Origin of the sequence: Pseudomonas sp. PDM01, from assembly GCF_014852325.1 — a bacterium.
Classification (GTDB): domain Bacteria; phylum Pseudomonadota; class Gammaproteobacteria; order Pseudomonadales; family Pseudomonadaceae; genus Aquipseudomonas; species Aquipseudomonas migulae.
This window is the reverse complement of sequence record NZ_JACVBK010000002.1, coordinates 477,070-500,423: the sequence shown is the minus strand read 5'-3', so window position 1 is coordinate 500,423 and position 23,354 is coordinate 477,070. Positions and strand designations below refer to the sequence as shown.

The 23,354-nt window shown below is 60.6% G+C and carries 21 protein-coding genes; 14 read left to right on the top strand and 7 right to left on the bottom strand.

Features of this window, described 5'->3' with window-relative positions:
- The first annotated feature begins 34 nt into the window (after positions 1 to 34).
- From IB246_RS06850 to IB246_RS06840, 3 genes are all read left to right on the top strand, one after another.
- Complete coding sequence (locus IB246_RS06850; protein ID WP_032832558.1) at positions 35 to 1,267, top strand: M16 family metallopeptidase; 1,233 nt, start codon at positions 35 to 37, stop codon at positions 1,265 to 1,267.
- Between the two features lie 186 nt (positions 1,268 to 1,453).
- Positions 1,454 to 2,452 carry a hydrolase gene (locus IB246_RS06845; RefSeq protein ID WP_008026140.1) on the top strand — a complete coding sequence of 333 codons (999 nt, stop codon included), beginning with the start codon at positions 1,454 to 1,456 and terminating at the stop codon, positions 2,450 to 2,452.
- 4 nt (positions 2,453 to 2,456) lie between these two features.
- Positions 2,457 to 3,284: an AraC family transcriptional regulator gene (locus tag IB246_RS06840; RefSeq protein ID WP_008040789.1), complete on the top strand. Its 828-nt coding sequence runs from the start codon at positions 2,457 to 2,459 to the stop codon at positions 3,282 to 3,284.
- 95 nt (positions 3,285 to 3,379) lie between these two features.
- On the opposite strand, the gene IB246_RS06835 is transcribed toward IB246_RS06840, so the two are convergent.
- Both IB246_RS06835 and IB246_RS06830 read right to left on the bottom strand, forming a co-directional pair.
- Positions 3,380 to 4,234, bottom strand: coding sequence for a sulfurtransferase (locus tag IB246_RS06835; protein WP_008026135.1), 855 nt, complete (start codon positions 4,232 to 4,234; stop codon positions 3,380 to 3,382).
- Positions 4,235 to 4,267: 33 nt separating this feature from the next.
- Positions 4,268 to 4,939, bottom strand: a complete 672-nt coding sequence (locus tag IB246_RS06830) for a TetR/AcrR family transcriptional regulator (RefSeq protein ID WP_008026133.1) — start codon at positions 4,937 to 4,939, stop codon at positions 4,268 to 4,270.
- A 146-nt stretch (positions 4,940 to 5,085) separates the two neighbouring features.
- On the opposite strand from IB246_RS06830, the gene IB246_RS06825 reads away from it, so the two are divergent.
- The 5 genes from IB246_RS06825 (at position 5,086) to IB246_RS06805 (ending at position 9,853) form a co-directional block, all read left to right on the top strand.
- Positions 5,086 to 6,516: a coniferyl aldehyde dehydrogenase gene (locus tag IB246_RS06825; protein WP_008040788.1), complete on the top strand. Its 1,431-nt coding sequence runs from the start codon at positions 5,086 to 5,088 to the stop codon at positions 6,514 to 6,516.
- Between the two features lie 28 nt (positions 6,517 to 6,544).
- Positions 6,545 to 7,090: a hypothetical protein gene (locus tag IB246_RS06820; RefSeq protein ID WP_008040787.1), complete on the top strand. Its 546-nt coding sequence runs from the start codon at positions 6,545 to 6,547 to the stop codon at positions 7,088 to 7,090.
- A gap of 133 nt (positions 7,091 to 7,223) precedes the next feature.
- Positions 7,224 to 8,819: a GMC family oxidoreductase gene (locus IB246_RS06815; RefSeq protein ID WP_008040786.1), complete on the top strand. Its 1,596-nt coding sequence runs from the start codon at positions 7,224 to 7,226 to the stop codon at positions 8,817 to 8,819.
- A gap of 115 nt (positions 8,820 to 8,934) precedes the next feature.
- Positions 8,935 to 9,414, top strand: a complete 480-nt coding sequence (coaD, locus tag IB246_RS06810; protein WP_003177462.1) for a pantetheine-phosphate adenylyltransferase — start codon at positions 8,935 to 8,937, stop codon at positions 9,412 to 9,414.
- 187 nt (positions 9,415 to 9,601) lie between these two features.
- Positions 9,602 to 9,853, top strand: a complete 252-nt coding sequence (locus IB246_RS06805) for a YfhL family 4Fe-4S dicluster ferredoxin (protein WP_003195146.1) — start codon at positions 9,602 to 9,604, stop codon at positions 9,851 to 9,853.
- Positions 9,854 to 9,955: 102 nt separating this feature from the next.
- On the opposite strand, the gene IB246_RS06800 is transcribed toward IB246_RS06805, so the two are convergent.
- From IB246_RS06800 to IB246_RS06790, 3 genes are read right to left on the bottom strand one after another with little or no spacing between them, the layout of a single operon-like run.
- The gene (locus IB246_RS06800) at positions 9,956 to 10,279 is read right to left on the bottom strand and encodes a hypothetical protein (RefSeq protein WP_008026125.1); all 324 of its coding nucleotides are present in this window, start codon (positions 10,277 to 10,279) and stop codon (positions 9,956 to 9,958) included.
- Between the two features lie 53 nt (positions 10,280 to 10,332).
- A complete protein-coding gene (mutM, locus tag IB246_RS06795; protein WP_008026119.1) occupies positions 10,333 to 11,145 on the bottom strand; it encodes a bifunctional DNA-formamidopyrimidine glycosylase/DNA-(apurinic or apyrimidinic site) lyase in 813 nt (270 codons plus the stop codon).
- A gap of 29 nt (positions 11,146 to 11,174) precedes the next feature.
- Positions 11,175 to 11,990: an HDOD domain-containing protein gene (locus IB246_RS06790; RefSeq protein ID WP_162130713.1), complete on the bottom strand. Its 816-nt coding sequence runs from the start codon at positions 11,988 to 11,990 to the stop codon at positions 11,175 to 11,177.
- A 316-nt stretch (positions 11,991 to 12,306) separates the two neighbouring features.
- Here IB246_RS06790 and IB246_RS06785 point away from each other — a divergent pair, with 316 nt between their 5' ends.
- From IB246_RS06785 to ilvD, 3 genes are all read left to right on the top strand, one after another.
- Positions 12,307 to 13,503 (top strand): class I SAM-dependent rRNA methyltransferase, encoded by a 1,197-nt coding sequence (locus IB246_RS06785; RefSeq protein ID WP_008026111.1) that lies wholly within the window; start codon positions 12,307 to 12,309, stop codon positions 13,501 to 13,503.
- A 207-nt stretch (positions 13,504 to 13,710) separates the two neighbouring features.
- Positions 13,711 to 14,910 carry an MFS transporter gene (locus IB246_RS06780; RefSeq protein ID WP_008040783.1) on the top strand — a complete coding sequence of 400 codons (1,200 nt, stop codon included), beginning with the start codon at positions 13,711 to 13,713 and terminating at the stop codon, positions 14,908 to 14,910.
- A gap of 258 nt (positions 14,911 to 15,168) precedes the next feature.
- Complete coding sequence (gene ilvD, locus IB246_RS06775; RefSeq protein ID WP_008040782.1) at positions 15,169 to 17,010, top strand: dihydroxy-acid dehydratase; 1,842 nt, start codon at positions 15,169 to 15,171, stop codon at positions 17,008 to 17,010.
- Positions 17,011 to 17,214: 204 nt separating this feature from the next.
- Here ilvD and IB246_RS06770 read toward each other — a convergent pair whose 3' ends face one another.
- Entirely contained in the window at positions 17,215 to 18,270 is a 1,056-nt protein-coding gene (locus IB246_RS06770; protein ID WP_008026105.1) for a hypothetical protein, read from the bottom strand.
- Between the two features lie 240 nt (positions 18,271 to 18,510).
- On the opposite strand from IB246_RS06770, the gene IB246_RS06765 reads away from it, so the two are divergent.
- Positions 18,511 to 19,902 (top strand): L-cystine transporter, encoded by a 1,392-nt coding sequence (locus IB246_RS06765; protein ID WP_008040781.1) that lies wholly within the window; start codon positions 18,511 to 18,513, stop codon positions 19,900 to 19,902.
- Positions 19,903 to 19,997: 95 nt separating this feature from the next.
- Here the strand turns inward: IB246_RS06765 and IB246_RS06760 are convergent, their stop codons facing one another.
- Entirely contained in the window at positions 19,998 to 20,510 is a 513-nt protein-coding gene (locus tag IB246_RS06760; protein WP_008040780.1) for a dihydrofolate reductase, read from the bottom strand.
- Between the two features lie 99 nt (positions 20,511 to 20,609).
- Here IB246_RS06760 and IB246_RS06755 point away from each other — a divergent pair, with 99 nt between their 5' ends.
- Positions 20,610 to 21,980: a DUF2868 domain-containing protein gene (locus tag IB246_RS06755; RefSeq protein ID WP_008040779.1), complete on the top strand. Its 1,371-nt coding sequence runs from the start codon at positions 20,610 to 20,612 to the stop codon at positions 21,978 to 21,980.
- On the top strand, positions 21,973 to 23,349 hold the full coding sequence (locus IB246_RS06750; RefSeq protein WP_008040778.1) for a GTPase/DUF3482 domain-containing protein: 1,377 nt from the start codon (positions 21,973 to 21,975) through the stop codon (positions 23,347 to 23,349). Before IB246_RS06755 ends, IB246_RS06750 begins: the two co-directional genes overlap by 8 nt.
- Positions 23,350 to 23,354 lie beyond the last annotated feature (5 nt).

Genomic DNA, 23,354 nt, shown 5'->3' with positions numbered 1-23,354 from the left:
AATAACTCGCATGGACGCAAAGGATTGTTGACGGATGAATGCATCAACCAAAGAAACCCCATCCCGCCCGACTCATGACTTCACGCTTGATAATGGCTTGAGGGTTATCGTGCGCGAAGATCATCGCAAAGCCGAATTCTACTCGACGCTACTCTACAAAGTCGGGTCCAGCTATGAGCATCCTGATGAGCAAGATATTAGCTCTATCGTTATGAATGCACTCGTCGATGACTATGACCATAGCCTTGTGGAGGAAGTGGGCGGCGACTACTTTAACTACGCCGCACAAGACAGCACTTGCATTGAGCTACAGATGCCGCGTGGACAACTTGAAACGGCTTTTGTACTCCAGTCCACGGTGATGAAAAAAGAGCCATCAGACGAAGTATTCCGTCGTCACTGGGATGACAGTATTCTCAAAAGCAAAGAAAAGTCTTCGTTCATTTCAGCCACTTTATTCAGCCCGGAACTGGAAGCATTAATAGAAACAGGGTCGAGCTACTACCAGTCACCCGAGGGTATGACCGCAAGCCTTGAACGTTTAAACCTGGAAAAAATCCGGCATTGGCAAAAAACCTGGTATGGGCCAAACAATGCAGTTCTGGTTGTGGCGGGAGACGTCGAACCAGACGAGGTCAAACGCCTTACCGAGCACTATTTCGGGGACATTGCCCAAAGCGATGTACCAGACCGTCCCTTTATCCTTGGGCCGTCAGAACCCGGATATCGCCAAATAACACAGCACCTGGATACTAAACGCCCCCTGATGTTGATCATCTTCAACGTACCGAGTTTAGTGACCACAACCGAACCGCATTCCCTCAGGGCGTTGCAAGTACTGAGTTCCGCTCACCTCGACCCGGCGTTCACGGGGGCACATCTTTCTCCACCCGCCTCTAACATGCCTCGATTCAATCGGGGTGATACCCGCCTAAGCCTTGCTTTTCATTTCGAGGGAGATCCAGGCGAAGCGGAAGCTCATTTCTGGGCGTTGTTGGAGGACGTTAAGCGCACGCCGTTCTCCCAGGCCGAACTTGTGGCAGCAATCGAAAACGCCAGCAATGAACAAAAAAACATCAACGACACACTCTCTGGACAGTCGGAAATTATTGGACTTTTAGTTGCAAACGGATTGCCGTGGGAATTGATAGATCTTGAGATCGCGCAACTGGAGAGTGTCACCCCGGATGATATCCAGAAAGCCGCCCAGACCTACCTGATCCGTGAGCGTGCCACAGTTGGTTATATTTTCCCCATGGAACAGTAAAAAGCTCCGGATCGGTTGGCGACATCATCGGATAGATTAGCCATTGCCTGCTTGAGATGAGGCAGCATCGATAGAAATTCGGGCAGATGCACTACTCGTTGTGGCAACGTATGGCAGAGATCGCCGGTTAACCAACCGGCCTGAAAAGGTGCGCACAGGTTGCGCACCGCTGCATCGAGAGCAATCGTGTCTTTTCCGTCAGAACGCTTCACCCCTGCCTTTGGCCTCGGCAACCCGCACTTGCAGACCTTGTGGGGACCGCTTTGGCGCAAAACCACGCACATCGAGCGCGAACGCGAACGCTTATGGCTCGAAGATGGCGACTTTCTTGACCTGGACTGGCACGGCCCACACAGCGCCGATGCACCGCTGGTGCTGGTGCTGCATGGCCTGACCGGCTCTTCCAATTCGCCTTACGTGGCCGGCGTGCAAAAAGCCTTGGGCGACCAAGGCTGGGCCAGCGTCGCGCTGAACTGGCGCGGCTGCTCCGGCGAACCGAATCTGTTGCCGCGCAGCTACCATTCCGGCGCCAGCGAAGATTTGGCCGAAACCATCAAGCACCTGCGGGCCAAACGGCCGCTCGCGCCGCTGTATGCGGTCGGTTATTCCCTCGGCGGCAACGTTTTGCTCAAACACTTGGGTGAAACCGGCAGCGACAGTGGCGTGCTCGGTGCCGTGGCGGTGTCGGTGCCGTTTCGGCTCGATCAGTGCGCCGACCGCATCGGCCAGGGTTTTTCGAAGGTGTATCAGGCGCACTTCATGCGCGAGATGGTCGCCTACATCAAGAACAAGCAGCGGCAGTTCCAGCATGACGGGCGCGAGGATGGTCTGGCGGAATTGGCCGCGCTGGGTTCGCTGGAAAACATGCGCACGTTCTGGGATTTCGATGGCCGGGTGACCGCGCCACTGCACGGTTTCACCGATGCGCAGGATTACTATCGCCGCGCCTCTAGCCGCTACTTTCTGGGCGAAATCCGCACGCCGACGCTGATCATTCAGGCCGCCGACGACCCGTTCGTATTTCCTCACAGCCTGCCGCAGGCCGAGGAACTGTCCGCCAGCACTCAATTCGAACTGCAAGCCAAGGGGGGGCATGTCGGCTTCGTCGATGGCTCGTTCCGGCAGCCGGGTTACTACCTGGAACGGCGCATCCCGCAGTGGCTGGCCGCTGCAGGTCGCGGGTAAACCGATGGACATCGATCAGGGCGAGTCGATCCGTTTCTGGCAAACGGCGCCTTTGGCCGGGGTCGAGTTGTTGTCCGCACGCTACATCGAACACCGTTTTGCCCCGCACGTGCATGACGGTTACGTGATCGGCATGATCATGGCCGGCGCCCAGCGTTACCGCTATCGCGGCGCCGAACACCTGGCGGGCAGCGGCACGCTCGTTTTGATCAACCCCGACGAGTTGCACACCGGCCACAAAGGCACGGAAGACGGCTGGTTGTACCGGGCGTTTTATCCCGACAGCGGGCAGATTCTGTCACTGCTCGATGAGCTGGAACTGCCGACCCACAACCTGCCGGCATTTGGCGCCACGCTGTATCGCGATCCGGACCTGGTGAAGGGCTTCTGCCAACTGCATCGCCTGCTCGAAACGCCCTCCACCGCCCTGCAACAGCAGACTGCCTGGCGAGAGTTGATGTTGTCGCTGCTGCAACGTCACGCCGCCGTTCCGGACGCCGGCAAACCCGGCAAGGAACACCGGGCGGTGACGCAGGCCAAGGAACTGCTGCAAGCGCAATTGGCGGCGCCGCCGTCGCTGGAAGAACTCGCGGCAACGGTCAATCTGTCGCCCTTTCATTTCGCCCGGGTATTCCGTAGCGCCACCGGCATGCCACCGCACACCTGGTTGATGCAGCAGCGCATCGCTCGGGCGCGGGCGTTGTTGCAGGGCGGCTGTTTGCCGTTGGAAGTGGCGACGCAACTGGGGTTTGCCGACCAGAGTCATCTGAGTCGACAGTTCAAGCAGGTTTACGGGGTGGGGCCGGGGGCGTATCGCAGAGCACTCCTGTAGGAGCCAGCTTGCTGGCGATAGAAGCGCCGCGGTATTTCAGGCAGACCGCGTCATCGTTCATCGCCGGCAAGCCGGCTCCTACAGGGGATTTGTGTTTATTCGCCGGTGGCGATTCCACGCGCGGGGTCGTTGATCCATTCGCTCCACGAGCCGGCATACAACGAACCCAACGGATATCCCGCGAGGCACAAGGCGAACAGGTTATGGCACGCCGTCACGCCGGAACCGCAATACGCCACCAGATCGGTCGGCGAACGTTGACCGAGTTTCGCGGCAAAGCGCTGCTTGAGCTGATCGGCCGGCAGAAAACGCCCGTCGCTGCCAAGGTTATCGGTGAACGCCGCACATTGCGCGCCGGGAATGTGCCCGGCAATCGGGTCGATCGGCTCCACTTCACCCTTGAAGCGCGGCAAGGCGCGGGCATCGAGCAAGGTCAAATCGGGCTGGCCGAGACGGTGCTGAAGCTGTTCGGCGTTCAACAGCAGCGTATTGTCCGGCGTTCCCGCGAAGGTGCCACGTTCAATACCGGGCGCATCAAGGCTCAAGGGCAAACCCGCCGCGTGCCAGGCCTTGAGCCCGCCATCGAGGATAAACACGCCGTCACGCTTGCCCAGCCAGGCCAGCAACCACCACGCCCGCGCCGCGTAGGCACCGGGGCCGTCGTCATACAAAACCACATCGCTGTCGGCATTGATGCCCCAGGCTTGCAGGCGTTCGATCAAGTCCGCAGGTTGCGGCAACGGATGGCGCCCGGTCACGCCCTTGACCACCGCTCCGCTCAAATCACGCTCAAGATCAGCGAAGCTCGACCCGGCGATGTGCCCTTCGGCATAGCTGCGCTGGCCGTAGTCCGGGTCTTCGAGGGCAAAACGACAATCAAGAATCACCAACCCCGGCTGATCCTTTTTCAGGTCCAGTGCTTGCGGGCTGATCAGTTGCGCAATGGGCATAACGGGCTCCTGTGAGATGGTCGATTTTGAATCCTACTGCACTTCTTCCAGCGCCTGGGCCAGCGGCACGTAAAACTCCTCGTACAGCGCGTTCACCGCATCGCGAGACTGATCGGTGACAAAACCGGCCTCCAGCACCAGCACCTGATACACGCCGCGTTTGATCGCCTGCTCGCTCAGGTGATTGGAATTTTCCCGCGTGGTGCACAGGAAACGCACCCAGGACGTGAGGATGATCCACGCATTGAGCGTCAGGGATTCAATCTGCACCTTATCCATGGACAGGATGCCGGCCTCGACGAATCCCGCGTAGATGTGCGTGCCATAGATCAGGCAGCGCTGGGAAAAGCGCCGATAACGGGCGGCCAATTCCGGATCGCTGTCGAGCAAGTGCTCGAGATCACGATGCAAAAACCGGTAGCGCCACATCGCCGCCAGCAACTCCTGAAGGTAGAAGCGCTTGTCTTCAACCGTCGCGGCGCGCCCCTGGGGCGGGCGCAGGAAGCTGTCCACCAGGCTTTCGTACTCACTGAACAGCACGGCGATGATCGCCTGCTTGTTGGGGAAGTGGTAGTAGAGGTTGCCCGGAGAAATGTCCATGTGGGCAGCAATGTGGTTGGTGCTGATGCTGCGCTCACCCTGCTGGTTGAACAGCTCCAGGCTGTTCTGCACGATGCGCTCGCTGGTTTTGATCCGAGGGGCCATGGCTTGAGCTTTAATTCAGAGTGCGTTGAGGGGCATCTTACGACCTAACCGCGAGCGGATAAAACAACGCGATGTCAGGATCTCATTTGACTTTATAGAGCATAGACTCTAAAAAGTTCATCACTACAATAAATCCGGAGCCGACCATGACTGCTGACATCGCCTACCTGCAGAAGCTGCAGCAGCCCCTGGAGGAACTTCAAAACCGCTTCGACGATCAGCGCGCAGCCTATGCCGCCAACCCGATGCCGCCCGCCGCCCAGCGACTTCAATGGCTCAAAGCCCTGCGCGATTTGTTGAGCAATGAACGTCAGGCCCTGATCGATGCGATCAGCCAGGACTTCAGCCACCGCAGCGCCGATGAAACCCTGCTCGCCGAACTGATGCCCAGCCTGCACGGCATTCACTATGCCAGTCAGCACCTCAAAGGCTGGATGAAACCCTCGCGACGCAAGGTCGGCGTGGCCTTCCAGCCGGCCTCGGCGAAAGTCGTTTACCAGCCGCTGGGCGTGGTCGGGGTGATCGTGCCGTGGAACTACCCGCTGTTTCTGGCCATCGGCCCTTTGGTTGGCGCGTTGTCGGCGGGCAATCGGGTGATGCTCAAACTCAGCGAATCGACCCCCGCCACCGGTCTGCTGCTCAAGGAATTGCTGGGCCGGATCTTCCCCGAAGACCTGGTTTGCGTGGTGCTCGGCGAGGCCGATATCGGCGTGGCGTTCTCCCGCCTGCGTTTCGATCACCTGCTGTTCACCGGCGCCACCAGCATCGGCAAACACGTGATGCGCGCGGCGGCCGAGAACCTGACGCCGGTAACGCTGGAACTGGGCGGCAAATCCCCGGCCATCGTCTCTCGTGACGTGCCGTTGAAGGACGCCGCCGAACGCATTGCGTTCGGCAAGACGCTCAACGCCGGGCAAACCTGCGTCGCCCCGGACTACGTAATGGTGCCGGAAGACCGCGTGGGTTCTTTCGTCGAAGCCTACCGTCAGGCGGTTCGCGGGTTTTATCCGACACTGGCTGACAACCCGGACTACACCGCGATCATCAATGACCGACAACTGGCCCGGCTCAACGGCTACATCAGCGACGCCACCAGCAAGGGCGCGCTGCTGATTCCGCTGTTCGACCAGGGCCAGGGCCGGCGCATGAGCCACAGCCTGCTGCTGAACGTCACCGACGAGATGATGGTGATGCAGGACGAAATCTTCGGTCCGCTGCTGCCGATCGTTCCGTACAAGGATCTGGATGAAGCGTTTGCCTACATTAACCAGCGACCTCGTCCGCTGGCGCTGTATTACTTCGGCTACGACAAGCGCGAACAAAACCGCGTCCTGCACGAGACCCATTCCGGAGGCGTGTGCCTGAACGACACGTTGCTGCACGTCGCGCAGGACGACATGCCCTTCGGTGGCATCGGCCCTTCGGGCATGGGCCATTACCACGGCCACGAAGGTTTCCTGACGTTCAGCAAGGCCAAAGGTGTGCTGATCAAACAGCGTTTCAACGCGGCGAAACTGATCTACCCGCCGTACGGAAAAACCATTCAGAAATTGATCCAGAAGCTGTTTATCCGCTAACGACCTTCACCGCCGGGTAATAACAATAATGAGCCCAAGCCTGTCCGATACACCCGCGCTGTCACGGCGCGGCCTGCTTAAATTCAGCCTTGGCGCGAGCGCGTTTCTTGCCACCGCCGGACTCGGCGCGAGCCTCAGCGGGTGTTCGTCGAGCATCCCGGCCAGCGGTTTCGCGATCCTGCGCAGCGGCGATCTATTGTTTTTACGGGCGCTGATTCCGGTGATGCTCGATGGCGCCGTGGTCGCCGAAAAAATGCCGATGGCACTCGACCAGACCTTGCACTGCCTGGATAACAGCCTGAATCACCTGTCGCCGGAAATGCTCAAGCTCACTCAGCAGTTGTTCGATGTGCTGGGGATGGCCGTGACTCGCGGGCCGTTGACCGGGATCTGGGGCAGTTGGGAAAACGCCAGCGCCGATGAGATCCGGCACTTTCTTGATCGCTGGGAAAACAGCTCGTTGAGTCTGTTGCGCATGGGGCATAGCTCGTTGCTGCAACTGGTGATGATGGCGTGGTACAGCCGGGCTGAGTCGTGGGCGCATTGTGGGTATCCCGGGCCGCCAACCGTTTAAGACCGAGTTGGCCCCTTCGCGGGCAAGCCTCGCTCCTACAGGGATCGCGCGCCCCCTGTAGGAGCGAGGCTTGCCCACGAAGGCGGCCTGATGAACGACACATTTCTCAATATAAAAACAAGAGAACCCGAATATGCCCGTACCCGATCCATTCCGCGAAGGCATGGCCCGTGGCTGGAAAACCCACAACGGCTCGCAACTGACCCAGGACCTGACCCTCGAAGCGGACGTTGCGATCATCGGCAGCGGCGCGGGCGGCGGCACCACTGCTGAAATCCTCAGCGACGCCGGCTACAAGGTGCTGTTGATCGAAGAAGGTCCGCTCAAGACCAGCAGCGACTTCAAGATGCTTGAAGACCAGGCCTACACCAGCCTCTATCAGGAAGGCATCGGCCGCATGAGCAAGGACGGAGCGATCACCATCCTTCAGGGCCGCGCAGTGGGCGGCACCACGCTGATCAACTGGACCTCGAGTTTCCGCACGCCGGAGCCGACGCTCGAACACTGGGCCCGGGAGCATAACGTCAAAGGCCACAGCCCGGCCGAGATGGCGCCTTGGTTCGAGAAAATGGAGCAACGTCTGGGCGTCGCACCCTGGATGGTCCCGCCGAACGCCAACAACGATGTGATTCGCAAAGGCTGCGAGCAGCTCGGCTACAGTTGGCACGTGATCCCGCGCAACGTGCGCGGCTGCTGGAACCTTGGCTACTGCGGCATGGGCTGCCCGACCAACGCCAAGCAATCGATGATGGTCACAACGATTCCGGCGACCCTGGAAAAGGGTGGCGAGCTGCTTTACCTGGCCCGCGCCGAGAAACTGATGATCAAGGACGGCAAGGTCACCGGCCTGCAATGCGTGGCGATGGATGATCGTTGCGTTGCGCCCACGGGCAAGACGATTACGGTCAAGGCGCGGCATTACGTGCTGGCCGGCGGCGGCATCAACAGCCCCGCGCTGCTGTTGCGTTCCGACGCGCCCGATCCTCACAAACGTCTGGGCAAGCGCACCTTCCTGCATTTGGTGAACATGTCCGCGGGGTTGTTCGACGAAGTGATCAACCCGTTCTACGGCGCGCCGCAGTCGATCTATTCCGACCATTTCCAATGGCAGAACGGCACCACCGGTCCGATGGCCTACAAACTCGAAGTGCCGCCTCTGCACCCGGCGCTGGCGGCCACATTACTCGGCGGTTTTGGCCAGGAAAGCGCCCGACACATGGAAAACCTGCCGCATACCCACGCCATGCTGGCGTTGCTGCGCGATGGCTTTCACCCGGACAGCCCCGGTGGCAGCGTCGAATTGCGCGGCGACAACACGCCCGTGCTCGATTATCAGGTTTCACCCTACGCCTGGGACGGTTTGCGCCGCGCCTTCCACAGCATGGCCGAGATCCAGTTCGCCGGCGGCGCCAACGCCGTGATGCCGATGCACGCCGATGCGCGCTATGTGAAAACCCTGGCCGAGGCGCGCACGCTGATCGACGGCCTGAGCCTTGAGTTGTATCGCACACGCTTGGGCAGTGCCCATGTGATGGGCGGTTGCGCCATGGGCGAAGACCCGAAAAACGCCGTGACCGACAGCCTCGGTCGGCACCATCAGCTCAGCAACCTGTCGATCCATGACGGCTCGCTGTTCCCCACCAGCATTGGCGCAAACCCGCAATTGTCGGTCTACGGGCTGACGGCGCAACTGGCGACTTCGTTGGCCGAACGTTTGAAAAACCCATGAAAAGAGCGAATATTCCTATCGTCTATAGTGCTTTCTTACCCAACAGGCGACTTGGCCGACCGGGAAGGCTGCGATACCATCCGACTCCCCAACGGACTCCCGCCAGGACGACGCGATGAACCGAGTGTTGTACCCAGGTACCTTCGACCCTATTACCAAGGGCCATGGCGATCTGGTCGAACGCGCCGCGCGCCTGTTCGATCATGTGATCATCGCCGTCGCCGCCAGCCCGAAGAAAAACCCGTTGTTTCCCCTGGAACAGCGTGTGGAGCTGGCCCGCGAGGTCACTAAACATCTGCCGAACGTTGAAGTCGTCGGCTTTTCGACGCTGTTGGCGCACTTCGCCAAAGAGAAGAATGCCAACGTGTTCCTGCGCGGTTTGCGCGCGGTCTCGGACTTCGAATACGAATTTCAGCTGGCCAACATGAACCGTCAGTTGGCGCCGGATGTGGAAAGTCTGTTTCTTACACCGTCCGAGCGCTATTCGTTCATTTCCTCGACGCTGGTCCGTGAAATCGCGGCGTTGGGCGGCGATATCACCAAGTTCGTCCACCCTGCGGTGGCGGACGCCCTGACACTTCGATTTAAAAAATAACACCGACTGTAGGAGCCGGCTTGCTGGCGATAGGACCGCTGCGGTGTCTCAGACTGACCGCGGTGTTGCTATCGCCAGCAAGCCGGCTCCTACAGAACGTCGCGCCCGCGTGCACTGCGCTCTCCAATGCGGCACAATTGCGCATTGGTTTTTAGCGCCCGGGCCTGCCGCCCCGGCTGGAGTTAGCATGTCCCTGATCATCACCGACGATTGCATCAACTGCGACGTCTGCGAACCCGAGTGCCCGAACGCCGCCATTTCCCAAGGCGAAGAGATCTACGTGATCGACCCGAACCTGTGCACCCAGTGTGTCGGCCACTACGACGAACCTCAGTGCCAGCAGGTGTGCCCGGTGGATTGCATTCCACTGGACGAAGCGCATCCGGAGACTGAAGAGCAGTTGATGGAGAAGTACCGGAAGATTACCGGTAAGGCGTGAGCCATGAGGCGTCTGTGAGGACGCCTTCGCGGGCAAGCCTCGCTCCTACAGGGGTCGTGTAGATCCTGTAGGAGCGAGGCTTGCCCGCGAAGCTTTTAGACTTCACTCCCGCTGCTCAAACCCCTCCCCAATACATCCCAGACACCTCACGAACGCCGCTTTCGCCGGGTCGACCACCAACGCCTGTCCCGCGTCGCCGACATTGCCGCCCAGCGCGGTAAACGGCAACGACACCACAAACGCCCCCGCACCAATCACCGTTGCCACGACCAGCAAGGGTCGGGCAATCAGCAAGTCGCCGAGCATGGCGTACGCCGGGGGATTCTGGATGGTGTAGCGCGGGTCACCGCTGCCGGTATTGGCTGCCAGTGCTGGCGCACCGGCACTCAGCAGCCATACGACGGCAAGGGTTCGGAACAGGTTCATGGCACAGTCCTTCGACTAGGCAGTGAGAACACTGACTATAGACCGCAGCAGTATCAGCTCTGGCAGCGCGGGCAAAAGACGCTGGCGCGCTGCCCGAGTTTGACTTCCCGCAGCTCTGTTCCGCAGACCTTGCACGGCTGACTGCCACGGCCGTACACGAACAATTCCTGCTGGAAATAACCGGGCTGACCGTCGCCGCCGATAAAGTCGCGCAACGTCGTACCGCCGCGCTCGATGGCGGCGGCCAAGATGCGTTTGATCTCGATCGCCAATTTCAAATAGCGCGCCCGGGAAATGCTCTTGGCCTCGCGACGCGGGTCGATACCGGCCGCAAACAGCGCTTCGGTCGCATAGATATTGCCCACGCCGACCACCACTGCGTTGTCCATGATGAACGGTTTGACCGCCATCGAACGCCCGCGAGACTGCTGGAACAAGCGCTCGCCGTCGAACAGGTCGGTCAACGGTTCCGGCCCCAGGCGAATCAGCAATTCATGGTTGAGCGGATCGAGGCTCCAGAGCATCGCGCCGAACCGTCGCGGGTCCGTGTAACGCAGGGCCAGGCCCGATTCCAGCTCGATATCCACATGCTCATGCTTGGCGGCCGGCAGGCCGACTTCCACCAGGCGCAGATTGCCCGACATGCCCAAGTGGCTGATCAGCGTGCCGACTTCGGCGTTGATCAGCAGGTACTTGGCGCGCCGCTCAACCAGCACGATACGCTGGCCGGAGAGCCGCACATCCAGGTCTTCAGGGATCGGCCAGCGCAGGCGACGGTCACGCACGATCACCCGGCTGACGCGTTGGCCTTCCAGGTACGGCGCAATACCGCGGCGGGTGGTTTCGACTTCCGGCAGTTCAGGCATGGTGCTCTCGAATCAGGCGCTGACGGCACTCAGCGGTGAGTGCCGAGGTCGCGAATCGTTTGTTTGAGGGTTTCGAAGTCGTAGTCCGAGAGGCCCACGTAATCGAGTACCAGCGGCGCGATGGTGTTCCATTCATGGTCCTCGTTCTGGTTGCCCAGTACCCGGTAGGACGCACAAATGTGCTCGGCCATTTTCAGGATCGCCAACAGGTTTTTCAGCTGGCTGTTGCGCGAAGACTCATCGCTGAAAATCGCCAGCGCATTGTGGTGATTGGCGATCGCCGTGCTCACATGCTCCGGCAGGCGCCAGGATTTGGCCGTGTAATAACCCACCACCGCATGGTTGGTATTGAACACCCGATTTTCCGTGTCCACCACACGGCATTCGGCACTGGCGCTGGCGTAGGCTTCTTCCAGCGTGGCCATGTAGTCCGGGAAGCGCTGCAGCATCAGCGGCACGCCGCAGTCGTGGAACAGGCCCAAGGCATATGCTTCATCGCCGGCCTGGACGCCGATGCGCTTGGCCAGGGTCAGGCAGGTCATCGCCACGTCTTGAGCGGTGTCCCAGAAACGATTCAGGGTAACGATGGTGTCATCGTTCATTTCACCCTTGATCGACTGCGCGTTGATCAGGTTGATGATCGAACGGCTGCCCAGCAGGTTTACTGCACGCTGGATCGAGGCGATCTTGTTGCTCAAGCCGTAATACGGCGAGTTGACGATTTTCAGGAGGGCACCAGAGAGGCCCGGGTCCTGGGAGATCAGCTTGGCGATCACTTCCAGATCCGGGTCGGGCATGTACTGCTCCATCTGCAGATCCACCATGATCTGCGGCTGGGCCGGCACGCTGATGCCTTGCAGGGACTGTTGGATCTGTTCGGTGGTCAGCTCTTGGGACATAAGTACACACTCTGGGACAGGCGCCGATTCTAACCTTTATAAAGTTGGATCCGACACACCGGCGGGCAACATCGGCCAAAGTTTCATTTCCGTGGAGCATTTGAAATTGCCTTCGCGGGCAAGCCTCGCTCCTACATTTGGAATGCGTCCCCCTGTAGGAGCGAGGCTTGCCCGCGAAGGCGTCATCAGCGTTTCATCGCCCACCCGGCCCGCCACCACCTTCAACACGCTATACTCCCGCTCTTTTTTCCGGAGCGACGTCATGTCCCTGCCTAGCCTGCGCCTCAAAGCCAACGCCGACCGTCGCCTGCGAAACGGCCACCTGTGGGTCTACAGCAACGAAATCGACGTGGCCGCCACCCCGTTGCACGGCTTCAAGGCCGGCGATCAGGCGATCCTCGAAGCTGCCGGCGGCAAGCTGCTGGGCATCGTTGCCATGAGCCCGAACAACCTGATCTGCGCCCGTCTGCTGTCGCGCGACGTCAAGTTGCCGCTGGACAAATCGCTGCTGGTGCATCGCTTGAACGTCGCCCTGTCCCTGCGCGATCGCCTGTTCGACAAGCCGTTCTATCGCCTGGTCTACGGCGATTCCGACCTGCTGCCAGGCCTGGTGGTCGACCGTTTCGGCGACATCCTCGTGGTGCAGATCGCTTCGGCAACCATGGAAGCGCATAAAGACGACGTGATCGCGGCGCTGACCCAAGTGCTCAAGCCAAGCGGCATTCTGTTCAAGAACGACTCCGCCGCCCGCGACGCCGAAGGCCTCAACCGCTACGTCGAAACCGTGTTCGGCCTGGTGCCGGAGTGGGTCGCGCTGGAAGAAAACGGCGTGAAATTCGAAGCCCCGGTCATTCAAGGCCAGAAAACCGGCTGGTTCTACGATCACCGCATGAACCGCGCGCGCCTGGCCCCGTACGCCAAAGGCAAACGCGTCCTCGACCTGTACAGCTACATCGGTGGCTGGGGCGTGCAAGCCGCAGCATTCGGCGCCAGTGAAGTGTTCTGCGTCGACGCGTCGGCCTTCGCCCTCGACGGCGTCGAGCGCAACGCCGCGCTGAACGGTTTCGCTGAAAAAATTACCTGCCTCGAAGGTGACGTCTTCGAAGCGCTGAAAGAACTGAAAGCCAGCGAAGAACGCTTCGACGTGATCGTGGCCGACCCGCCGGCGTTCATCAAACGCAAGAAAGACATGAAAAACGGTGAAGGCGCTTACCGTCGCCTGAACGAGCAAGCCATGCGCCTGCTCAGCAAAGACGGCATCCTGGTCAGCGCTTCGTGCTCGATGCACCTGCCGGAAGATGACCTGCAGAACATCCTGCTGACCAGCGCCCGCCACCTGGATCGCAACATCCAGATGCTGGAACGTGGCGGTCAGGGTCCGGATCATCCGGTACACCCGGCGATTGCTGAAACCCGCTACATCAAGAGCATCACCTGCCGGTTGCTGCCAAACAGCTAACCACTCGGAACTACTGTAGGAGCGAGCCCTGCTCGCGATGGTCGTCAACGATAACGCTGGCTGCCTGACACCCCGCGTAGCCTGTTCGTTTTTCGCGAGCAGGCTCGCTCCTACAACGGTCTGAGAACAGTCCCACACCTCCTGCATTGACTTCCCTATTCATCAAGTCGACTCTCGGCTACCCCTCACGGATCGAGAGCGTTGTTGATGAACCCTTCCCCGCATACCGCGAAAAAATCGTCGCTCATCCTGCTATTGATGACGATGACGCTACTGGGTGTTTTCCCGCTGGACGTGGTGCTCCCGTCCTTTCCCGCGCTCTCTGATTACTTCCTGACCTCAGCCTCCGACATAGCGTTATCCGTCAGCCTGTTCGCTATTGGCCTTGGGCTATCCGTGGTGCTGGTCGGACCGCTGTCGGACTTGTGGGGGCGCAAAACCCTTTTGCTGACTGGCATCGCCATCTCGATCATCGGTGCAACGGGTTGTCTGCTTTCAAGCGAATACGGCTGGTTCCTGGTATTTCGCGTCATTCAGGCCGTGGGTTGCGGGTCCTTTGTGCTGTCACAGGCACTGATTCAGGATCTGTTCGTCGGCAAGGAACAGGAACGGATGAGGATCTGGATGACCACCGGCGGCGGCGTGTTCATTTCCATATCGCCGCTGCTTGGAACCTGGTTGCAGATGCATCTGGATTGGCAGGGCAGCTTCTATGTCTTTATCGCACTGGCGGTCTTCGTCTGGATAAGGGCTGGCGTGCTCCTCAAGGAAACCCCGCGCAGTCGCAATGCCGCGCCCGGTCACTTTTTCAGTACCTACTGGCGGCTATGCGCGGATTTTCGCTTCATGGGTTACTGGTTGATTTCGGCCCTGGCCTTCGCCTGCCATTTTTCATTCATCGTCATGTCGCCGATCATTTTCATGGAGCGCCTGGCACTCACGCCCTACGAATTCGCCTGGACATTGTTGCTGTATGGCGTGGCGTATGTGTTCGGCGGGATAGTCGCCAGCGCCTTGCATCGGCGTCTGCCAGCCAATTCACAGATAGTGATCGGCCTCGGCCTGATCGCATTGTCGGGGTTGGTCATGCTGTGGCTGGCAAATCAGTTCGGGCTGACGGCCGCTGCGGTGCTGATCCCCATGCTCATCTGCACGGCCGGCACCACCATTGCCCGGCCTATCGCCAATTCCAAAGCCATGACCCTCCACCCACAGGATGCGGGCACGTCCTCCTCGGTCGGCGGCGTGATGATCTTCATGTGCGGCGGCGTGATCAGCGTGATGATCAATCTCGCGTCCGAAGACCTCACCACGGCGCTCGCCTTGTGTTTCCTGATCCTTAGCGTCGCGGGCCTGGGTTTGAACGCGCTGATCATGCAGCGCAATCTGGCACTGAACGCGAGTTGATTTACGCCGGTCGTCATCCGGCGCACGCCACCGGCGCCGGATCAGCGCTTCCCGGCATTCCCTCCAGCCGCCAGCCGTGTAGAATCGCGACATTCATCGCCAGTCATCCCCCGGCGGGTTTATGAGCTCAAGCTGAAGCGCGCGGCGATCCCGCAAAGTTATCGGCAACTTCCGGACACACGGCCATTTCTGAGTGTTCCAGACGTCAATAGAAGCTCACTTCCCTTTTGATACCTGATTAGCCGCCCGGAGTGCTTCATGCCTGATTACCGCTCGAAAACATCCACCCACGGCCGCAACATGGCCGGTGCCCGCGCATTGTGGCGCGCCACGGGGATGAAAGATGACGACTTCAAAAAGCCGATCATCGCCATTGCCAACTCGTTCACCCAGTTCGTACCGGGCCACGTCCACCTCAAGGACCTGGGCCAACTGGTCGCCCGCGAAATCGAACGCGCCGGCGGTGTAGCGAAAGAATTCAACACCATCGCCGTGGATGACGGCATCGCCATGGGCCACGACGGCATGCTGTATTCGCTGCCGAGCCGCGAGATCATCGCCGACTCCGTCGAGTACATGGTCAACGCCCACTGCGCCGACGCCATCGTCTGCATCTCCAACTGCGACAAGATCACCCCAGGCATGTTGATGGCCGCCCTGCGCCTCAACATCCCGGTGATCTTCGTCTCCGGCGGCCCGATGGAAGCCGGCAAGACCAAACTGGCCAGCCACGGTCTCGACCTCGTCGACGCCATGGTGATCGCCGCCGACTCCAGCGCTTCTGACGAGAAGGTTGCCGAGTACGAGCGTAGCGCCTGCCCGACTTGCGGTTCGTGCTCCGGCATGTTCACCGCCAACTCGATGAACTGCCTGGTTGAAGCGTTGGGCCTGGCCTTGCCGGGCAATGGTTCGACCCTGGCCACCCACAGCGACCGCGAGCAACTGTTCCTGCAGGCCGGCCGCACCATCGTCGAGCTGTGCAAGCGTTACTACGGCGAGAACGACGAGTCGGTATTGCCGCGCAACATCGCCAACTTCAAGGCGTTCGAAAACGCCATGACCCTGGACATCGCCATGGGCGGTTCCACCAACACCATCCTGCACTTGCTGGCCGCCGCCCAGGAAGCCGAGATCGATTTCGACCTGCGCGACATCGACCGTCTTTCCCGCCACGTGCCGCAACTGTGCAAAGTCGCGCCGAACATCCAGAAGTACCACATGGAAGACGTGCACCGCGCCGGCGGGATCTTCAGCATCCTCGGTTCGCTGGCCCGTGGCGGCCTGCTGCACACCGACCTGCCGACCGTGCACAGCAAGACCCTGGCCGAAGGCATCGCCAAGTGGGACATCACCCAGACCGACGACGAAGCCGTGCATCACTTCTTCAAGGCCGGCCCGGCGGGCATCCCGACGCAAACCGCGTTCAGCCAGTCGACCCGTTGGGAAACCCTGGACGACGACCGTGAAAACGGCTGCATCCGCAGTGTCGAACACGCTTACTCGAAAGAAGGCGGCCTGGCCGTTCTCTACGGCAACATCGCGCTGGACGGCTGTGTGGTGAAAACCGCGGGCGTCGACGAGTCGATCCACGTGTTCGAAGGCAACGCAAAAATCTTCGAAAGCCAGGACAGCGCCGTACGCGGCATCCTCGCGGACGAAGTGAAGGCCGGCGACATCGTGATCATCCGTTACGAAGGCCCGAAAGGCGGCCCGGGCATGCAGGAAATGCTGTACCCGACGTCGTACCTGAAATCCAAAGGCCTGGGCAAAGCCTGCGCCCTGCTCACCGACGGCCGTTTCTCCGGCGGCACTTCGGGCCTGTCCATCGGCCACGCTTCGCCGGAAGCCGCTGCCGGTGGCGCGATTGGTCTGGTGCAGGACGGCGACAAAGTGCTGATCGACATTCCGAACCGCTCGATCAACCTGTTGGTCAGCGATGAAGAACTGGCCGGCCGCCGTGCCGAGCAGGATCAGAAAGGCTGGAAGCCGGTGGAGAAACGTCCACGTAAAGTGACCACCGCACTGAAAGCCTACGCCCTGCTGGCGACCAGCGCCGACAAGGGTGCCGTGCGTAACAAGGCGATGCTTGACGGGCTGTAAGGCTTAACCGCAAACAAAAAAATGCCCCGCCAAGTGCGGGGCATTTTTTTGCCGGTCGTTTGATCTGCGTATATGCAAATCCCTGTAGGAGCCGGCTTGCCGGCGAAGGCGGTATGTCAGCCAGCAAATTCTTCGTCTGAAAGTCCGCTATCGTCGGAACGCCGCCCGCAGCAAGCCGGCTCCTACAGTTGATCGGTGTTGCAGTTACTGGATTTCTGCTGGCGTCACGATCACCCAGTTCTTGTCCGCCGTCACCGGCAACCCTTCCTTGGCCTGGGCCGCAGCGTGCTTGGCCATCATGCCGTTAATCTGGGTCATGTATTTGTCCTTGCGGTTGACCCACAAGTGGATGCCGCCCTTGGCCACGTCAACATCGTGGAACAGCATGTAACCGTCGCTGCTCGGGGTGTCGCCGCCGACCAGTACCGGTTTTTTCCATTCATCGATGTAGGTCAGGATCGCCGCGTGTTTACCGGCCATCCAGGTCGCCGGGGTCCACAGGTACGGGGTCAGTTCCAGGCCCAGGTTGGCCTTCTCGTCATACTTGCCAGCGGTGATCTGCTTGCGGGCCGTGGTCAGCTCACCGGACTTTTGGTCCTTGAGCAGCAGGCTCACGCCAATCACGTTTTGCGGTTTGACGTTGTAGCCGTACTTCGGATCGGAGGCGACCATGCGCACCAGCTCTTCAGAAGCGGCGGTCATCACGTAGACCTCGATGCCGTTCTCCATCAGCTTGTTGTACAGCTCGGTTTGGCCGGTGAAGACTTTCGGCGGGTTAACGTCGAGCTTCTTGACCACGTCGCCTTCGTAATAGGTAGCCGGCACCGGTTTGCCGGACGCCATCAATTCGTCGACATAACCTTTGAGCTCTTGCAGGGTGAAACCGGAGAACACCTGGGCGACCCATGGGTAGCAAACCATGTCGTCGAGTTCGCAGAGGCGGTAGTAGTAGCTGAACAGGCTTTCCTTATGGTCGGCGGTGTCCTTGAACGGAATCAGTTTCAGGGAGGGATCGAGTTTCTCGCGGGTGATCAGACCCTTGTTTTCCATGAACGGCAGCAGCGATTCTTCGAGGTCATAGCGGTAACTGGTGTTGTCCATGTCGAACACCGCGTAGTTACCTTTGTTGGCGTTGGCCGCGATCATCGCATCCAGTGCCTTGGCCTGATCGGCTGGCCAGTGCTTCAAATCCGTAGCGAAGGCCTGGCCGGCGAGGCCAATGCACAGTGCAGCGAGCAGAAATTTCGGTGCGAACTTCATCGATAGATCTCCCTGATTTAAAGACATCGACGCTAACAAATAAGTGTGACAGTCCCCGTCTGTCAGCGACGGCCAACGCACCTATCGCGCCAGCTGCATTCCTGTAAGCGACACCCGCTTATTCCAAAAACGACAGTCATCAGACTTTTTTGATATTAATTCATTGAAAATCAAGCTGTTAGGCTTGCCGGTTCGCAGCTGCCCCGGAAGGCAGTTGGCACATGTCTAATGGGAGTTCCAATGAATCTGCCGCTGATTCTCAATCTGCTGGTGTTCCTCGCCCTGCTCGTCGCACTGGCGCAAACCCGCCACACCACATTTAGTCTGGCGAAAAAAGTCCTGCTCGCCCTGGTGTTGGGCGTGGTGTTCGGTGTCGCCTTGCACACCGTTTACGGTGCCGGAAACCCGGTGCTGAAAGCCTCGATCGGCTGGTTCGATCTGGTGGGCAACGGTTACGTGCAGCTACTGCAAATGATCGTGATCCCGCTGGTGTTCGCCTCGATCCTCAGCGCCGTGGCCCGTCTGCACAACGCTTCATCGCTGGGCAAAATCAGTTTCCTGACCATCGGCACGCTGCTGTTCACCACCGCCATCGCGGCGCTGATCGGTATCGGTTTGACCAACCTGTTCGGCCTGACCGCTGAAGGCCTGGTCGCCGGCACACAGGAAATGGCCCGCCTGCAAACCATTCAGACCGACTACGCAGGCAAGGTCGCGGATCTGAATGTGCCGCAACTGCTGCTGTCGTTCATCCCGCAAAACCCGTTCGCTGATCTGGCGCGCGCCAAGCCGACATCGATCATCAGCGTGGTGATATTCGCCGCGTTCCTCGGGGTCGCCGCGCTGCAACTGCTGAAGGATGACGTCGAAAAAGGTCAGAAAGTGATCAACGCCATCGACACCCTGCAAGCCTGGGTGATGCGTCTGGTGCGTCTTGTGATGAAGCTGACTCCGTACGGCGTACTGGCGCTGATGACCAAAGTGGTCGCCGGTTCCAACCTGCAAGACATCATCAAGCTCGGCAGTTTTGTCGTGGTGTCCTACATCGGCCTGGGCCTGATGTTTGTAGTCCATGGCGTGCTGGTGTCGGTGGCCGGGATCAACCCGCTGCGGTTCTTCCGCAAAATCTGGCCGGTGCTGACGTTTGCTTTCACCAGCCGCTCCAGTGCGGCGACGATTCCGCTGAGCATCGAAGCGCAGACCAGCCGTCTGGGCATTCCGCAGTCCATCGCCAGCTTCGCCGCTTCGTTCGGCGCGACCATTGGCCAGAACGGCTGTGCGGGTTTGTACCCGGCGATGTTGGCAGTCATGGTGGCGCCGACCGTGGGCATCAACCCGCTCGACCCGCTGTGGATCGCAACGCTGGTGGCGATTGTGACCTTGAGTTCGGCCGGTGTGGCCGGTGTGGGCGGTGGTGCGACGTTCGCGGCGCTGATCGTGCTGCCGGCGATGGGTTTGCCGGTGTCACTGGTGGCGTTGCTGATTTCGGTTGAGCCGCTGATTGATATGGGGCGTACGGCGTTGAACGTGAGTGGTTCGATCACGGCCGGGGCGATTACCAGCCAGATCATGCAGCAGACCGATAAAGATTTGCTGGATGCGGATGAGCATGCGGAGTTGGCTCACGCTTAAGAATTTCAGTGACTGAGCGGGCCTCTTCGCGGGCAAGCCTCGCTCCTACAGGATTTACGTATAACCTGTAGGAGCGAGGCTTGCCCGCGAAGCTTTTAGACTTTTTCCCAGACTTCGAAGTTGTACGCCGGTTTGTCGCCTTCAGCCGGATTCGGCACATTCGACACCAGCTTCCACTGCTTCAAATCAAACTCCGGAAACCACGCATCCCCTTCCGGGCTCAGCGCCACGCGCGTCAAATACAACCGATCGGCCTGCGCCAACCCCTGCGCGTACAACTGCGCCCCGCCAATCAGCATCAACTCATCGACGCCCTGCTCTTTCGCCCATTCTTCCGCGCGAACCACGGCAGCCTCCAGCGACGGATAAACCTCCGCGCCTTCCAGCACCAGATCCGCCTGGCGGCTGACCACGATGTTCAACCGGCCCGGCAGCGGGCGACCGAGGGAATCCCAGGTCTTGCGACCCATGATGATCGGCTTGCCCAGGGTGGTGGCCTTGAAGTATTTGAAGTCCCCCGGCAAGTGCCAGGGCATGCTGTTGTCGACGCCGATCACACGGTTTTCACCGAGGGCTGCGATCAGGCTGAGAGGGAGTGATTTAGTCATGCCGGCGAGGATACCAGAGGCTCGGCTTCTCGCAACGTAGCCCCCCGACAAGCGCGACAGCGGTTATGCTCACAGCTCAATTGAGCGACGGGATGCCGCGTGACTGAACTGAATACCCTCTGGCTGACGGAAACCATTCGCCTGCGCGAAGAACACGCCGGCCCTCTGGATGATCTGGAAGCCAACCGAGTGGCTCGCACGGCGGGCGGCGATCTGCCGACACGGATTTCGCGCCGCGCCTTATGGCTGGCCCAACGCGATGGACTGACCGAAGCCCTCAGGCATTGGCTGCAAGGTGCACGACTGGCGCTGTTGGTGTTGGCCGTGCTGGCCGTGGTCAGCGGCGCCGGCCTGGCGTTTGCCGCGCTGGGCGACGGGCAAACGCCGGTCAATGTGTTTTGGGCCTTGGGCAGCTTGCTCGGGCTGAACCTGATTCTGCTGCTGAGCTGGGCGCTGGGCCTGGTGTTTGCCGGTGAGCACGGCGCGACGCTGGGACGCTTGTGGTTGTGGCTCAGCGAAAAACTCGCCCGCGACGCCAAAGCCGCGCAACTGGCGCCCGCCCTGCTGTTGCTGCTGCAACGACAGAAACTCAATCGCTGGGCGCTCGGTGTGCTGGTCAATGGTTTGTGGTTGCTGGCGATGCTCAGCGCGTTGGTGATTGTGCTGATGCTGATGGCGACCCGGCGCTACGGCTTCGTCTGGGAAACCACCATCCTTGGCGGCGGCACGTTCGTCGTCATGACTCAGGCTCTGGGCGCCCTGCCGGCTCTGTTGGGTTTCAGCGTGCCCACCGTGGAAATGATCCGCGCCAGTGGCGATGCCGCACTGAACATTGAAAGCGCTCGTCAGGCCTGGGCCGCGTGGCTGGTGGGCGTGTTGCTGATCTACGGGGTTTTGCCGAGGTTGTTGTTGGCGCTGTTGTGCCTGTGGCGCTGGAAAAGGGGTCGCGCCAGATTACGTCTGGATCTGAACCTGCCCGGCTACGCGCAACTGCGCGAACGCCTGATGCCGACCAGCGAACGCCTGGGCATCAGCGATGCGGCACCTGCGCAGCTTCATCACGTGGAAAGCGGCGTCAGCGAACTGCAAAGCGACGGCGCGTTGCTGGTGGCCATCGAGCTGGACGATCAACGGCCATGGCCACCACCGCTGCCGAAAACCGTGAACGACGCAGGCATCCTCGACAGTCGCGAATCGCGCCACAAACTCTTGGAACAACTCAGCCGTTTCCCCCCGGCCCGCCTGGCCATCGCCTGCGATCCGCGGCGTTCGCCGGACCGCGGCAGCCTCGCGCTGATCGCCGAACTGGCCCGCAACGCCAGCGCCACCCGCGTCTGGTTGCTGCAAGCGCCGCCCGGCGAAGCGCTGGATGCCGAGCGTCTCGGCGACTGGCACGTGGCGCTGCAACAGTTGGAACTGCCCTTCGCCGATTGCGCGCCGCTGAACTGGCTGGAGACCGGTCATGACTAATCCGTGGAAAGCGCCGTTGAAGCTCGCCGTGGTCGGTCACACCAACGTCGGCAAAACCTCATTGCTGCGCACGCTGACCCGTGATGTCGGTTTCGGCGAAGTCTCCCATCGCCCGAGCACCACGCGGCACGTTGAAGGCGCGCGGTTGTCGGTGGACGGCGAGCCCTTGCTCGACCTGTTCGATACGCCGGGCCTGGAAGACGCCATCGCCCTGCTCGACTACCTCGAACGCCTGGAGCGTCCCGGTGAACGCCTCGACGGTCCGGCGCGACTGGCGCGCTTTCTTGAAGGCAGTGAAGCGCGGCAGCGGTTCGAACAGGAAGCCAAGGTGCTGCGGCAACTGCTCACCTGCGACGCCGGCCTCTATGTGATCGACGCCCGCGAACCGGTGCTGGCCAAGTACCGAGACGAACTGGAAGTGCTGGCCAGTTGCGGCAAACCGCTGCTGCCGGTGCTGAATTTCGTCAGCAGCGCCAACCACCGCGAACCGGATTGGCGTGAAGCGTTGGCGCGTCTGGGTTTGCATGCCCTGGTGCGTTTCGACAGCGTGGCGCCGCCGGAAGATGGCGAGCGGCGGCTGTATGAAAGCCTCGCGCTACTGCTGGAAAATTCTCGCGAGCAACTGGAACGCTTGATCGCCGATCAGCAGGCCCAGCGTCTGGCTCGGCAACAAAGCGCGGCGCGGTTGATTGCCGAATTGTTGATCGATTGTGCGGCGTGTCGGCGCAGCGTGGTCAGCGACGCCGAGCAGGAACAACAGGCGATCAGCGAACTGCGCAAAGCCGTTCGCCAACGGGAACAGCGCTGTGTCGAAGCGCTGCTCACGCTCTACGCCTTCCGCCCGCAAGACGCGGCGGCCAGTGATCTGCCGTTGCTCGACGGCCGCTGGGGCGATGACCTGTTCAACCCGGAAACCCTCAAGCAACTGGGCGTGCGCGTCGGCGGCGGCATCGCGGCAGGTGCGGCCGCCGGGGCCGGGGTGGATCTGCTGGTCGGCGGCTTGACCCTCGGCGCAGCGGCGCTGGCCGGCGCGATTGCCGGCGGCGCCCTGCAAACCGCGCGCAGTTACGGCAGCCGGTTGCTGGGCAAGATTAAAGGCCAGCGTGAATTGACGGTCGATGACAGCGTCTTGCGGTTGTTGGCATTGCGGCAGCGGCAGTTGCTGCAAGCGCTGAATGCGCGTGGGCATGCGGCGATGGACAGCATTCAGGTCGCTACGCCACAGGACAAGAGCTGGCGCGAAGGCAAACTGCCCGAAGCCCTGAACAAGGCTCGGGCGCATCCGCAATGGTCGTCGCTGAATCCGCAGGCGAAGTTGAATCAGGCGGAACGGCAGGAGCAGATCGAGGTGTTGGCGCAGCAGCTTTGATACGG